We start from the raw sequence: 14,706 nt of genomic DNA, 5'->3' as shown, positions 1-14,706 counted from the left end.
ACGATACAGTATAGAAAAGAAGTCTTTATTAGATTCTAAAAAAAAGAAAAAAATCAATAGATTAAAAAAGCGTTATTATATCATTTTTTTTAACCGCTATAATGGTAAATAATAGTCTTACCCCCAAGTATCGAAAAAAATTTTACTTGTTGATAAATTGAGTTAAAATGAAGTAAAATGAAAAATTTTATAAGTAATAAACAAGTTGTACTTATCAAAAAAAACGCAAGATTGAAAAACAAGAAGTGATTTATAGCCACTATAAATCCTCTATAAAACGAGTAAAGTCCGTTTCTTTTTCTAAGTTAAATTTCTTTTTAAGTCGATATTTTCTAGAAATCACACTTTCATGGGTTACACCTAACACTTTTGCTATTTCTTTATTTGACAAGCGCATTTTAATCAAAGCACAAAAATCGATTTGAGTACTTGTAATACGAGGTACACGACTTTTAAGTTGATTTATAAAATGGGGGTTAATACTTAAAAACTTTTCTTTAATCACATCCCAATATTCATCTCCTCGGGTGATTTCTTTAAGTTCTTGTAGTATTTTTTGTTGGGTTGTACCGTCTAATTTATCTAATATTGTACTATACTTTTGTTGAATTTTAGATTGTTCAGCAGTTAAGGCTAACATTTCTGCCTTCTGCTTTTCAATTTTTTTTATTTTCAACTGATTTATTTCTTTTTCTTGCTGGAGCTTTTCTGCGAGCAAGTGTTGCTCCTGCTTAAAAGTTTTAATTTTTTCTACTTTTAGTTGATGGTTTCTCCTGCTTCTTTTATAGCCTAAAAAACTCAGTACAATTAACGAACTTAAACCTCCAAAAGTCAACCAAAATTTTACATTGGTACTCATGAGTTGTTGCTCTAATTGCATATTTTTATTTTTGTGAGCTTTATTCTCATATTCTAATTCTAGTTGTTTTTCCACTAAACCATCATTCATACGTTGCAAGGAATCTTGCAGTTCGATGGTTCTTAGCAATAACTCATCATAGGATTTTTTATCATTTTCTTTTAAATACTCCTTCGCTTTTTTATAAAATTCAAGCTGTGCAAGAATCCCAAACTGAGAATCTTCTTTTGTATTTTCATAGGCCAACATTTTCAACACCAATTGTTCTGCTTTTTCATGTTGCCCTAAATTTTCTAGAAGGCCAAGATAATTATAGGCAATGGTATACAAGCGCTCATTATTAATTTTTAAAGCTTTTTCGAAAACTCTTTGATAGATAATAACAGCCTCTTCAAAATTTTCATTTTTTTCTAACACCAAGGCTTTCAGCTCTTTGGAATAACTAATGATATTAGGGTCTCCGTATTCTTGGATTTTAGGTCTCGTTACTCCAATTAAACTATCTGCTCGACTTAATTGTTGAGCACCTATATAAGAGTTGCTTAAATTAAGGGCGGTTAAATAATAGGTATCCATTAAACCAACCGTTTTAATTTTCGGCAATAAGTCTTCATACATTTCAATAGCTATTTTGTAATTCTCTACGTTCATGTACAAATTTGCTAGGTTATGGTATTCTATATAAATGGCATCATTGGTCAAATTATTTTTTTCAATAATTTCTATAGCCATCTTTTGATATTCTATGGCTAAAGGATAATTTTGAAGCCGTGCATAACATGTCGATTTTAAACCATAGAGTAACTGAAGTGCCTTCTGATTATTTTGACGCCTAGCTATTCCAATTCCCGTGTCGATCCAATAAAATGCTCTTTTATAATCTCCCTTCTTCTTTAAAACTACCCCTAGATTATTAATCATTCGGGGATAAATGAGCTTAGTAGTATCTAATAAACTTATGTTTTTTTCAAAATAATATACGGCCGAGTCTTGTTTTCCAACGGTAGTAAAGTAGCTTCCTTTAATATTATAATTATTAGCCTTTAAGCTATCTGGCCAAGAAAGGTTAGTGTTTTTGATGAGACTATCTACCGTTATTTTAGCTTGACGAGGATGAGCAAATACTTTTTTAAAAGTGTTTAATTGAATATTAAATACATGGTCTGCTTCACTTTTGCTAAGATGTTGACAAAAAAGTAACTGTTGAGCTAAAAAAAAAAGTACTGGGAGTAAAGATTTCATAACTTTGAAAAAAAAATGCAAAAATACATTTTTATTCCATTTTAAGAAAAATTAAAAACAAAAGCCCTTCCTTCTTTCCTATCAAAAAAATAAAAGAACTCATAGGTCTCCGCTATGTTAGGATTATTTAAAGTATGGCAAATATTCGCGAAGCTTCCTCTCCTTTTACTCATTCACTTTGCTATTGCTTAAGTATTCGTGAATCTCTATAATCGATTTGCCTTGATACAAAACAAAACAAACCCGCCCGACCGGTACGGGCAGGAATCAAGACTGACTAAAAATGTATAAAAAAATACTACGGAAACCACAGCCACAAATCAACAGAACTCAACCACCTTACCAGGCGGTCTATTAAAATGACAGACATAAAATAATCTGTCATATTGAGCGTAGCGCAGTGAAGTCGAAATATCTTTTCATTAAAAACTCTAACTCCTATTTAAACAGATTTCTCAGTCCTTCGTCCATCGAAATGACAAAAAGAAACTGTCATCTAGAACAAAACGCAGTGAAGTGAAAGATCTTTTCTTCAATTAATGAATAAGATACATGGAAATAAGTTTTTACTTATTCACTCTACTATTGCTTAAGTATTTGTGAGTTTCCAAAAGTCGATTTGTTTTAATTACATAAAAGACAAAAATCGAGAAGGCTTTATTAGTTTCTTTAAATGCATATTTACACTCTTGAATACTCTTTCCATATTATAAAAGCGCTTATGACCGTTTAATTCAATTGCAATTTTTTAAATAGAATGATTGCTGGTATCCACGCTCTTTTCAAAAGGAATAAATACCCACTATTGGGGATGGTTTAAGAAGGTAAAAAGTGCTTACTTTATTATAGATAATCTACTAATAATCAAAACACTGGAGTTATGAAAAAATTTGCTTTAGTTCTCAGCGTTTTAAGTTTAAGCTTTTTTAAGATACAAGCACAGCGTCAGCTTATCCTTGAAGAACCCGAACAGCTGGTTAGTGCTGCGGCTTATAACAAAATGATCTCTCAAAATTTTAGTTATTTGCTATTGAGTGAAAACAGTCCGCAACAAGGAATTAGTGCTACCCTTAACGACAAAGGCAGCAATCTCAAAATTAACGGACTCTTATACAATGGAGCTTCAGGAGTATTGACTATGGAAGCAGATCTGACAAGTACAAATGGGGTCTATTTTTTTGATGAGGAAGAAGGCGGGCAACAAGCGAAAATATCTTTCAATTACTACCGTTCTTTGTTGTTCTTATCTGGTTATACTAAACCTGATTATTTAAAGAACACCACCAATCGACTGGCAATCCTTGAAGCTATTCTTGAAGCTAAAAACAAACATGACAAGTATTACGAATTACTTACAGACCCTAAAATAACAAGTACCAATTTTAGTGGACTGGAAAAAGACATTGACACCTCATACATTCAAATATATGAGAAACTAAAAGCAATAACAGCCCTCTACATTAACGATCAGGAAGCTAAAGGCTTTGATTCATTACCCTCACGTGAAGTTGATACTAAAGAGCTAAAACTTACAAAAACTGAAACTTTCTCCTTGGAAGAAGAATCAAAAACCCACACAATAACCACAGCTCAATATAACATCAGTAAGTTACTGTCAGCCTATAAAGCAAATGAAACCTACATCCTAAATAAACTTGAAGAAGAACTTATAGATTTGGAGTTAAAAGCAGCTGAATCTCAGTGGAATTCCAAACACAATACATTTTTTGGGGTAACCCCTTTCTATAAAAGAGAAAGCTTTAGGAGCTTTAGCCTTGATCCCAGTCAATCTTTCTCTAACATGTTCTCTGATACCAAAGGAGACTTATACGGGATCACCTTCTCCCTCAATTACAATTACGAACGTAAAAAGAAATATGGATTTAAATTCTTTCCGCATCGCTTTTTTATAAAAGCATCTACTTCAGCAGGCAGGGCTTCAAACATCTCTAGTTTTTCAAACAGTACTTTAAATTTCGCCCAATCCTTGGGAACCGACGTTAACGGAAACCCTATTGTTTTTACAAAAGATGACGTTGCCTTTATAGGAGACGCTAGTTATGAGTATGGGACGTCTAATAGCGTTAAATTAGAAACCTATTTCTATCCGTTCAATATTCCGGTAGGTCTATTTGGCATCATAAGTTATGAGTACATCAATTTCAGTAGACTAAAAGATGTAGAAGATAAAGTATGCGTCTAGGGATTTTGTTTAACTTAAAAAATAAAGAAAAAGATAAACCTTTGGTTACCATTCAGACATTTTTAGATCGCGCTGATTTAAGCCTTAGTCCTAATGGTAAAGATAATGATCTCCGCTTTGGTTTAGGAATAGGATTGCCTATCAATCTTAAATAAATCTGATAAACAGGATTCAAGTCTTCTTTGCCTGTTTCTTAGAAATGCATCAGGCATTTATCACAACGGCAGCTTATTATTCTAGAGGTTGAGTCTTATGAGTTGTTATGTTTTTAAAAAATGAATCCTCAAAACTAAACTCCCTACACACTAGCAGTTATCAACCACCTTCTTCCCTATTTTTCAAGTTTTAATAGTGCTTAATAAGGATTTCCTGTTAATCCTATTAGTTGATCAAATGCGGGTTCGGTTTTTATGCCGTTATGCTTAAGTTCCATGATTTTATTTCGAAACTCGATACCTCTTTCGTTTAAAATCTCTTTTTCAATCAGCATATGACGATCAGCATTTTGCTTTTCGGTTGAAATATTTTGCCTGAAGATCTCCACTACAAAATGCTCTGTTTTGAATTCGTAACAAACTGTCTATAACCCATACTAGTTTTTTTTGAGTCCTTTTTTTGGTATTCAGATATAGGGTATTAATACCTTTATAAACAAGGTTGTTTAGCCAAATTTAACAAAGTTTGCAAGGAAATTTATGAACGAAAACAGCACTTGTCTCCGACGATTGAGGCACGAAAGAGAGGAAGACACCAGTAAGAAACTGGCCTTGATAGCGGTAGCTAACAAGCTTTTAAACAAGCCTTCGCCATAGCTAAATCTGAGACGATGAAAACTATGTATTAGTTCTAGCAAAAGGGTAGATCAAGAAGGAGGTATAGGTGTACAGTTAAAATCTGTTTGCAAAGATTTTGACACAGGTAATGTAGGTCTCAAATTTAATGTAGAGGCAGCGTTGGTTTTTACCTCAGTTCTTTGTTATACAACGTGTTATTTCGCTATATTTTTTTTCATTCGTTCATTAAATGTCCTGTACATACGCTTTGCATTATAGTCAATTTCATCAATAATACAAGTTCCACTACCCATAAGTAAAATCCGTACTTTTTTGTTGTTATATATTTCTTCTTCATCACTGAAAGTTGGACGATAACCAACAGAATGTTCTAAAAATATTAATTTATTATTTTCATAAAACTTATCAGCCATTTCAACCATTCGCATTAACAGCCTTGTTTGTTCTTCAATTTCAAAGTCGAGTGTTTCCGCATACTTATAATTCAATATTATTAATGCAAGAGTATTCAATTCAGAGTTAGTTTTTTTCTTTAACTCATTCAAAGTTTCATTCTCCGTTAAGTTTGAAATTGGATAATTAAGTAGTTCATTAATTTTAATATTCGCAAGTTCACTTACATATTCATCATATTCGGCATATTCGGCATCACGATTTTGCGCCAAAAGTGAATTTGAAATAAGAAGCGTTAATATTAAGAATACTGTTTTTTTCATATGTTGCACAACGGTATTGTATAACAATCAGTTGCGGATTGGTTAAAAACTAAGATAGCTAAAATTACCGACTTTTATGCTTGCGCGGTTGTGTCCGCAGGACACTAAACCGCAATTGTTGTTATACGTTGTTGGCAATAGTTATTTGTCCTTATTCGCTTCTCGTTCCTTTTCCCTTATTATCGTTGTAATAGGATCAATTACTCTTTCCTTCGCTTTTGCAGTGATTAAATAATGTTCCTTTTTGACTACTAAAGACTTCTCTTCATCAATTTCAATGAAGCCTAATTCCATCAATTTAGGTATTCTTTTAGCAATAAATTGATAAGAGTAATCAGTTAGCTCTCCTAATTTTTTCGTAGGCATAGAAACTGGCGAGAATTGTTTTAAAGCAAGTAAAATTCTAAATTCGTCGTAATCAACTTGTAAAAGAGAGGTTCTTTCAATATTTTTAATTCTTTCAATTAATTCAATATTGGAAACTGTTATTTCACACTTATTTATAGAACCATCTTTCATACAGGTCGGACAGTTCATATCGTACATCTCGAATTGTTTTTTAAGTTCAAAATTAAATTCGTGACCTGATGAACATTTCAAAACTTGAGTAGAATTAAAATGCTCCCTTATTACGTGATTTAAACTGAATCTTGAGTCACTATAGTATTTTCGATGCTCTGAATCCTTAGGTCTCCCATAGTTTAAATTATGTTTTCTGCAAAGACCATAATCAAGCGCAAATAATGTCGAAGAAATATTGCTTTTGTCTTTTATTTTATTGTATGTACTTAAGTATCCATTTAACTCTAAATTATTTAGCAAATTTGAAAACTCATCATTGACAACGAAATGGCTTGTCGGCTGATCAGGAACGTTAAAAATTTTTGCTCTTGACTTAGCAATAGTCTGCTTATTGAACTTTTGCTTATTCACAATTTTGTCAAGTAAATTGGTTTGATTAGCTATATTAATTTTATCTGAAAATGGTCTTGTTATATATGGATTAGATTCAAAATAGCTTTCAGTTATTTCTTCATAATATCTTTGAGCAGCATTTCCTAAAGCAGCCTTGGTAATCTTGTTATCGTGAATTAAATTTGATTCGTAACAGTATGATAAAATATAGCCTAATTTTCTAGGAATATTCATAGAAACTTCGAAAAGTAATTCGTGTAATTCATTCTTTTTAATATCGAAATAATCATAAAAATCTGAATCTTTGAAAAATAACTTAGCTCTATTTTTTATAAGCCTTTCGTTATAGTCCAAAGCTAATTCTTCCATTTTCGATACTGATTTATATATATTATATGCTTCAAAAAAGTCTAAATGGATAAAATCAATTTTCGAAACATCAATCTTCCCAAGGAAAAGTCTTCCTCTATATGAAGCAATTTTAAATTTTATAAAATTTTCCGATAAATTATTTAAAGGAGCTATAAACCACTCTACAAAAATCTTTTGCGCTTCTAGGTCGATTTCTGAAAAGTCATCGAGATAAAGGTAAAGGTGTTGTAATCCAATAATATCTTTTATTCTTAGGAAGTTATCTATTAATAAACTTTTAATGTCTAGAAAGTTCAAAAAAACTGTATTGAATTCATTTTTTACTTTCTGCTCTTTTCCTGATTTTACTCCTCCATTTAACTTAGGTAGTTTACTAACTTCGATTCCAACATTCTTTTCTTTAGTGTTTGTAAACTCTAATTCTTCACCAATATTCGTAAATAAACCGACATCAATTTTTTTAAATACTTTATCTAGTTCGCTTTCAATATTATTAAGTTCTATTTGTATCGATTGAATTTTTTCAAAATCTAAACCGAATGCTTTTTCAATTAAATTGAATTTTAAATGTTTTTCGATTCTTTTTTTGATTTCTATAATTACTTCTTTTATGAAGTTTTTGTAAAGAAGATATTTCGTCAATTCATCCTTTGAAATATAGATTTCATCTTCATATTGTAAAACTGGAGTAGCTCTATCATAAATTGTTTTAACGTCTAGGTACAAAGGCAGTACTGTAGACTTATCAATTTGCTCAAGCATTGATTTTTGGAATATTGTCGATTTCCCAGTTCCTTTTCGTCCTATTAAAATTGTAGTATTGCTAAGATTTACCTTGTCTTTTACGGCATTACTAGGGAATAAGTCTGTATAAATGTCGTTAATCAGATTTTCCCCTTTTTCATTTATTAATTCAGCTTTTTGATTCAGTTTTAAGGATTCAGCAAATTTTGAAAATTCTTTTATATTAGTCATTCTTATATTTTAATTCGAACTTCTATTCTTCGTTAATAATTATTGCCAACGGCTTCGGCATCGAGTAGGCAAAGGGAATTTCACCCTAAGCCTCTCACAGAACCGTGCTTGAAAGTCTCCCCTCACACGGCTCTTGTTGTACAAATCTAAGCAATACTATTTATTTGAGAGAAGTTCCAATGGTAAAACAAAGTTGGAAATTGCTCCCTTACCGTTGCTAGCCATTTGTACCCTTTCCTAATACTGGTTTTATATCGCTTATACCTTTTTCTTGCCCACCAAACCAATCGCTTACTAAGTAACCGAAAGACTTTTGTAAGTTCATACATCTTAAATTTACCATAGTAATGCACCCATCCCCTAATCATTGGATTGAGATATTGAGCGACACCTACAATGTTTTTAAAAGTAAGTTTATCTACGTTGAGTTCTTCGAGTTTGTCTGCGATTTGTTTTCTTGAATCAATACTTATAGCGCAGTCATATCCCAAAAACAGGTTACCCTTTTTCTTAGAGTAGGCAGTTCTAGGCTGAAAAGAGTATCCCAAAAAGTCAAATTTAACTGTTGGGTGTTTTTCTTTTCTTTTGTAGTCTCGGCAATAGACAATTTTTGTCTTTTGTGGATGTAATTCTAATCCTACCGAATCCATTCTTTGATGCACTAATTTTAATAGTTGCTCTGCGTGGGTTTTTGTGTTACAGTGTAATATTACATCATCGGCATATCTTGAAAAAGCTACACTTTTATCTGTTCGCTCCAACCATTTATCAAAAGCATAATGTAGAAAAAGGTTTGCCAATAATGGGCTGATTACTCCGCCTTGCGGCGTTCCTTTCCCTTGCTTTTCGATTAGTTCTCCAGACTTTGTAACAACGGATGCTTCCAACCATCTTTTGATATAGAACTTGACCCAGTTTTCGGGTACGTGTTTCTCTACCGCAAGCATCAGTTTATTGTGGTCAATGTTATCAAAGAAACCTTTGATGTCCAGGTCAATGACCCAGTTGTGTTTCCAACAGTTTTCCCTAACTTTTGATAATGCCTGATGGGCATTTCTCTTTGGGCGATAACCGTAAGAATTTGGACTGAAAATCGCCTCTAATCTAGGTTCTACAAACATTTTAACCACCATTTGCCCAACTCTGTCGCTAATAGTAGGTATTCCAAGTTTACGGATTGAACCGCCTTTCTTTGGTATCTCAACTTCTTTGACTGGAGGAGGAAAATAACTTCCTGATGCCATCCGATTCCAAAGTTTGTACAGGTGTTTGCTTCGGTTTGCATCAAATTCCTGCATACTAATAGCATCTATTCCCGCACTTCCTTGGTTGGAACGCACTCTTTGATAAGCCTCCCAAACCATTTGACGACTTATCGGTATTGATTTTGTTTCATTCCATAAATTCATCCTCACTTTTGTAAGTTGATCAATAAAATGCAACAGTACAACTTAACCCCTTTGCTCCATTTCCATTACAGAAATTTCATCACTACTACGGGTTAATCTGCCACTACATACAGCATCGGTATTTTGCCTCTAGGTTGTGCCTATTGCGCATTTTCCTTAACATTTGTATGCAGCTTCCCAAGTTCCGTAAATAAGCCTAAATAAAGTTCTTGCCATCTGAATGACGCCAGCCTTACAGAAAATAAATAGGCACTCTCTGTAATTAATGTTATCGCTAACATTACTTTTCACTCCGTACCATACTTCGCAGCTTTTGACTGGAGGTAGCAACTTCTCGACACCTCTTCAATGGTTCACTTGCGTTCAACTCCTTTATTCTTACCTGCTAACCTCAAGGGTTAGATTCTCCTAAACGCTCAGCACCAAGACTATTAATCAAAGCACCTTTAGGTGGTTTAGAGCCATCGCCTATACAACGACTCTGATGGACCTACCATCATCTTATTTACAGCATTCAACCCTTTTTATTGCCATGGTTGATTCTTGGCACACTAAGAATAGTTGCGGGTTTGTATGCGAGGATTTTCCGAAGGAAAATCAGACGTTACAAACACGCAACGACCTTTGATTAAGCATTAAACCGCAATTATTTTTATACGGTGTTGTAACACGTTTTTTATTCGGCGACTGCTCCATTTTTCCATTCCTCAAAAGTTACGTGGTTATTCCAATAAAAATCAAATTTATTAAAACTTAAATTCCAATTTGCCCACGCTAATTTTCCGTCATAATTAATAATCGAGCCAATTCGTAAATGATTGTCATTTTCGCTATCGTTCTCGCCAATAATGTCAAGTCTTGATTGGAAATCATCTGGAAATCCAATTGTTTTGGTTTCTTCGTCAGTTGTAATTTCAAATGTTGTTTCAATTATTCCGCACAATTCCAATCTACATTTCCCTAAAATTATTCCGTCAAGATTTTTTTCTTTATAATTTTCCAATTTTGCCCAATCAAAGGTCAGAATGATTTTGTCAGAATTAATTTCCAGAAAGTCAATAGATGAATCGTGTAACTCAATTCTTTTAATATTTTCCGAAATTTTAAATTCCATCGCGATTTTTTTTCAAATGTGTTACAACGGTCGAGTATATGAAAAGTAGCGCTGAAAAAGTGCGCTATCCATTCGGTTAAACTCGAGCCGAATTTTTAAATTTTTCTATTTAATTTTCTTTTCTCAAATAGCCAAATTTAAAAATTTGGCGACCTCGAAAAAGTGCCCAAACCTCTGTATTTGAAACTACTCGCGCTATTTTTTATATACATTGTTAGCAAATGTTATTTTTCCGTTGTTACTTTTTTATCAAAGCATTCATTTAGTAATTCAACTTCTTTTTTTAAGTATTCAGATTCTAATTTTGTTTTAATATCACTAATCTTTTTGGATGGACTACATTGACTATAATTTAATATGTTTTTTCCATCGCTTCTAATATAATTTCCATAAATTAAATATTTTCCTTTTACATAAGGCATATCAGAGCAAGATGTCACGTAATAACCAGTTACAATTTCGCCTTTTTTCACATTGCCATTAAATACATCCGTAATTTCAAATTCATAGCAATCGTCTGCAATTGTTTTTAATTCGCCTATGAAAATCAGGTCAGAATAATTAATTACTTCTAAAGTTTGTTGTTTATTCCATTCATTCCAAAATTTTGTGCAGATACAGGCAAATGATTTCGAGCTAAAAGCTATTAAAAAAAATATGAGTACAGTTTTTTTCATAATATTTGCTAACGAGTTTGTATAACCGTCAGTTGCGTGGTTTAGAGCTAAGATAAGTAAAATACTGAAATATCGAGCACGCAAGGATTTGTCCGCAGGATAAATCCGTAGCAATTGCTGTTATACGTTGTTAACTACTGTAATTATTAAAGAATATTAATATGTATTACAATTTGACAATCATTTCTAATCAAACTTTTGAAATGAAATTTTTCAATTATCAGATCCTGATGTTTTTTTTAAAATTATCTGAATCTCAATTTTGGAATTTAAAATTCACATTTTACACGAATTTAACTTAGAATCCAACCCGCAAGATTTTAATTTATTTAACCGACCAGATTGGTTAATCTTAGAATTGTTTTTAATCTCGTTTATCTTGAAACTTATTAATTTTAAACCGTACAGATTGTTTATTCATAGAACTCATAATTAAACTCGTTTATCTCAATTTTATTAATTAAAGTAACCTACTAACTTTTTTTTAAAAAAATGAAGCAGGAGCAATCTCGTTTTGTTTAAATCTCTTTTGTTTTACTTTTTAAATAATAGAGTAGAGGAAGAAAATTGAAAACCAGGTTAATCTCGTAAAGTTAGAATTTTTGTTTTGAAGTTTTATAGTAGTTAACGTGTTTGTGTATGATTTCGTTGCGTGTTTAAGCAGTAAAGTTAGCAAATAAATCACAGATAGAAAGTCCGCGAGGACTTTCGTAAGTAGGCTATAACTAGCAATGAATTATACACGGTGTTGGCAACAGTATTTTATTCCTCTTCATCACCTTCAATGTTATCCATAAATTCAAAATATGGATTGAATAATCTTAGAATAAAATTCCTTAGATAATATTGATGTGTCGATATGTCAACTAAATAATTTGGAATATCTCCGTGCCAATACTGCATATGGTCTTCTTCTCCATTTTTTCTAATGAAGTCATAATCCATTTTAGAGTACTCAAAAAATAATTCCCGAATTAAACCTGTTACTCTCATTTCAAAATTATGGCAATATGAGTCCTCCATAGTATTTCTTTGATATCGCTCCCAATCAAATCCACCATAGCTTGTTTCAATCCACTCCTTGTCAAGACTTTTTGTGAGTGTTTTCACAATGTCAAAACAAATTCCTGAAATCTCATTGTTCCAAGTCATTGATAAGTCACTTAAATGATTCGGTTTGTAATCACCTTCAGCTTTATCTTCACGTTTCAATTCAGGAATAATCTCGTATATATCAAAGTAATCAATTAAGACCTCGTCAGCTTCGTTTTGTTTAAGGTCATATTTAGTTGTTAAAACTCTATTCTTGGTTGCTTTGTATGGATTAATACCTCCAATAACAATAGCATTAATTAAATGACCCATACCTTTTGTTTCTGACCAATTTTGCATTGTGTAAACAAAGCCGTGAATTCCTTTAGCTTCCATTATTTGAGCTGCATAGGCAGAAACAGAGTTCATTTTATCAATCATATCTTGGTCTGGGTCTTCACCATCTTCTGCTGGACTCCAATCTCCTTCTAGTGCATCCCAAGTAACTTTAAAAACATCAAAATTGCTCCCTGAGAAGCACGATGTTGTTAAACTGTCAATTTCTTTAAATGTTGGAATCCAAGGTTCTAAGACAAGAGTATTAATATCATCGTTTTCCCATTTTGGAATCATTGCGATAACATTTGTTTTGTCGTATAAAATCGAGTTTATAGTAGCTTCTCTAACAATTCTTTCTTCCATTGGTGAAATTAGAACATAAGCAATGTCCATTTTACTCATAGGTGAGAATAATGTTTTTAGATGGCTTCCATAAGCAAGTAATTCAGTATATGCTTGTCTCTCGGTTTGTTTGCTTTTTTTTAGTTCTACTACAGTCAAACCATTTCTTCCACCAAGTACTCCAAGGAAATCTGCCCTAATAGTGGAATCTGAATCCTTTTTAAGGGGCACTTCACAACCAATTAATTCCAATTCATATAATGAATTATAATGCTTCTCATATTGAGTAACTATCATATTGAAAATAGCTTGAGAAGGTGTGAGATGAGAAGGGTTTTCAATCTCAATTTTTTTTGGGAATTCAATTTTAGAAAGAAGCTTAGTCCAATCTTCCCTATTTTCCCATATATGATTTTGAATTTCTTTCTCGGTCATTTCAATATTGTTGCCAACGGTCTTGTATATGGCTCGTAGCGTGTAAATTAGCGATTATTTTCGGATTAAGCACAAGCCAGATTTTTAAATTTTACTATTTATCTTTTTAATTGGAAAATCGTCAAATTTAAAAATTTGGCGACTTCCAAATATGCACTAACTTCGATTAAGCAACTGATTAGCTATGAGCTATATACGTTGTTGCCACACGTTTTTATTCCGTATCTTTTTCCGCAACGAATTTTAATGGAAGTCCAAATACCATTTTAACTTTTTTATTTTCACTTAATTCGGCAGGTTTCCAATCGGGCAGTTTAGAAATAACTTTTATACAAGATTGGTCGATTTCTTTCATCAGTCCATCAATTACTTTTACTTCTGCAACTTTACCCAAAGTATCTACGCTAAATGTTGTTCTAACTGTTCCTTTTATTGTAATATTTTTAGTGGTTTCTGGAAATTTAAAATTCCGTTGAATAAATGTTGCGAGAGAGTCAAATCCACCTGGATATTCCGCCATTTTGTGTAATCGGTTAAATTCTAATATTTCATCATTTTCGTCAAGAATTTGGTATTCTAATTCGAGAGAGTTATTTGTTTCTATTTTTTTAAATTCCGATTGAGTGATTGAGCTTTTCGATTCCGATTTCAGTTCCAGTTTGGGTTCACTTTTATCTTTACTTTGACAAGAAATTAAAAGCAAAATGGTCAATAATGTTCCTATTATAATTCTCAAATCGAGTTTTTTTTAAATGTGTGGCAACGTATTTGTATATGAAAAGTAGCGTAAAACAAGCACAATTTTTTCAGTTTAGAACAAGTCAAAACTTTTGCATTTTGTTTTTAACTTTACTTTTGAAAAGCCAAATCAAAAGATTTGGTGACTTACCAAATATACCAAAATTTACGATTTAGAAAAGACGTAGCTATTTTTTATATACGGCTTAAGTTAGCATTTCAATAAAAACATTAAATTAAGATCTATAAAAAAGAAAGAACAAAGAGAGGATTAAGGTTATTATATACGCAGAAGCTTAAGACTTCGTCAACATTGAAAATCCCCTCTCTTTTCTACACAGATTTCGTACAGTTCTATGAGGCTTTTAGACCTCGATTTTAAGTCGTTGAAACTCGCGTAGGTTGTCCTTTCAAAAAACATTTTCTTATGAATAAAGATATTAAATATTTTGGAATAGACATTAGCCATTTAGTTTTTGATGTTACGGATTCTGAAGGGAATTATTACCAATTTAAAAACAGCATTTCTGGCTTTAGAAAGTTT

10 protein-coding genes and 2 pseudogenes are annotated in these 14,706 nt (G+C 32.2%); 3 read left to right on the top strand and 9 right to left on the bottom strand.

Annotated elements, in window-relative coordinates; all coding sequences use genetic code 11:
• Window positions 1-259: 259 nt before the first annotated feature.
• The gene (locus LX95_RS10745; protein WP_111541466.1) at window positions 260-2,101 is read right to left on the bottom strand and encodes a tetratricopeptide repeat protein; all 1,842 of its coding nucleotides are present in this window, start codon (window positions 2,099-2,101) and stop codon (window positions 260-262) included.
• An 880-nt stretch (window positions 2,102-2,981) separates the two neighbouring features.
• Here LX95_RS10745 and LX95_RS10740 point away from each other — a divergent pair.
• Window positions 2,982-4,304, top strand: a complete 1,323-nt coding sequence (locus LX95_RS10740) for a hypothetical protein (RefSeq protein WP_111541465.1) — start codon at window positions 2,982-2,984, stop codon at window positions 4,302-4,304.
• Complete coding sequence (locus LX95_RS14645; protein ID WP_170116609.1) at window positions 4,295-4,459, top strand: hypothetical protein; 165 nt, start codon at window positions 4,295-4,297, stop codon at window positions 4,457-4,459. The genes LX95_RS10740 and LX95_RS14645 overlap by 10 nt, the downstream gene beginning before the upstream one ends.
• Before the next feature lie 200 nt (window positions 4,460-4,659).
• Here LX95_RS14645 and LX95_RS10735 read toward each other — a convergent pair.
• The 8 genes and pseudogenes from LX95_RS10735 to LX95_RS10700 form a co-directional block, all read right to left on the bottom strand.
• A pseudogene (locus LX95_RS10735) lies at window positions 4,660-4,869 on the bottom strand (DUF4269 domain-containing protein); the annotation flags it as partial.
• A 423-nt stretch (window positions 4,870-5,292) separates the two neighbouring features.
• Window positions 5,293-5,814 (bottom strand): hypothetical protein, encoded by a 522-nt coding sequence (locus tag LX95_RS10730; protein WP_111541463.1) that lies wholly within the window; start codon window positions 5,812-5,814, stop codon window positions 5,293-5,295.
• Window positions 5,815-5,955: 141 nt separating this feature from the next.
• On the bottom strand, window positions 5,956-8,076 hold the full coding sequence (locus tag LX95_RS10725; RefSeq protein ID WP_111541462.1) for a hypothetical protein: 2,121 nt from the start codon (window positions 8,074-8,076) through the stop codon (window positions 5,956-5,958).
• 146 nt (window positions 8,077-8,222) lie between these two features.
• Entirely contained in the window at window positions 8,223-9,485 is a 1,263-nt protein-coding gene (gene ltrA / locus LX95_RS10720; RefSeq protein WP_111541461.1) for a group II intron reverse transcriptase/maturase, read from the bottom strand.
• A 676-nt stretch (window positions 9,486-10,161) separates the two neighbouring features.
• Complete coding sequence (locus LX95_RS10715) at window positions 10,162-10,599, bottom strand: hypothetical protein (protein ID WP_111541460.1); 438 nt, start codon at window positions 10,597-10,599, stop codon at window positions 10,162-10,164.
• Between the two features lie 224 nt (window positions 10,600-10,823).
• On the bottom strand, window positions 10,824-11,276 hold the full coding sequence (locus LX95_RS10710; protein WP_111541459.1) for a hypothetical protein: 453 nt from the start codon (window positions 11,274-11,276) through the stop codon (window positions 10,824-10,826).
• 762 nt (window positions 11,277-12,038) lie between these two features.
• Window positions 12,039-13,424 carry a hypothetical protein gene (locus LX95_RS10705; RefSeq protein ID WP_111541458.1) on the bottom strand — a complete coding sequence of 462 codons (1,386 nt, stop codon included), beginning with the start codon at window positions 13,422-13,424 and terminating at the stop codon, window positions 12,039-12,041.
• Window positions 13,425-13,638: 214 nt separating this feature from the next.
• The gene (locus LX95_RS10700) at window positions 13,639-14,160 is read right to left on the bottom strand and encodes an energy transducer TonB (RefSeq protein ID WP_146240778.1); all 522 of its coding nucleotides are present in this window, start codon (window positions 14,158-14,160) and stop codon (window positions 13,639-13,641) included.
• A gap of 429 nt (window positions 14,161-14,589) precedes the next feature.
• Here LX95_RS10700 and LX95_RS14890 point away from each other — a divergent pair.
• A pseudogene (locus tag LX95_RS14890) lies at window positions 14,590-14,706 on the top strand (IS110 family transposase); the annotation flags it as partial.

It is taken from the genome of Mesonia algae (assembly GCF_003253545.1).
GTDB classification, from domain to species: domain Bacteria; phylum Bacteroidota; class Bacteroidia; order Flavobacteriales; family Flavobacteriaceae; genus Mesonia; species Mesonia algae.
Note: the sequence above shows the minus strand (reverse complement) of the source record. Positions and strands in the feature narration are given on the sequence as shown.

Excerpts from the sequence above, each read along its gene's own strand:
- LX95_RS10745 (WP_111541466.1), bottom strand. The coding sequence starts at position 2,101 with ATGAAATCTTTACTCCCAGTACTTTTTTTTTTAGCTCAACAGTTACTT.
- LX95_RS10740 (WP_111541465.1), top strand. The coding sequence starts at position 2,982 with ATGAAAAAATTTGCTTTAGTTCTCAGCGTTTTAAGTTTAAGCTTTTTT.
- LX95_RS14645 (WP_170116609.1), top strand. The coding sequence starts at position 4,295 with ATGCGTCTAGGGATTTTGTTTAACTTAAAAAATAAAGAAAAAGATAAA.
- LX95_RS10730 (WP_111541463.1), bottom strand. The coding sequence starts at position 5,814 with ATGAAAAAAACAGTATTCTTAATATTAACGCTTCTTATTTCAAATTCA.
- LX95_RS10725 (WP_111541462.1), bottom strand. The coding sequence starts at position 8,076 with ATGACTAATATAAAAGAATTTTCAAAATTTGCTGAATCCTTAAAACTG.
- ltrA (WP_111541461.1), bottom strand. The coding sequence starts at position 9,485 with ATGAATTTATGGAATGAAACAAAATCAATACCGATAAGTCGTCAAATG.
- LX95_RS10715 (WP_111541460.1), bottom strand. The coding sequence starts at position 10,599 with ATGGAATTTAAAATTTCGGAAAATATTAAAAGAATTGAGTTACACGAT.
- LX95_RS10710 (WP_111541459.1), bottom strand. The coding sequence starts at position 11,276 with ATGAAAAAAACTGTACTCATATTTTTTTTAATAGCTTTTAGCTCGAAA.
- LX95_RS10705 (WP_111541458.1), bottom strand. The coding sequence starts at position 13,424 with ATGACCGAGAAAGAAATTCAAAATCATATATGGGAAAATAGGGAAGAT.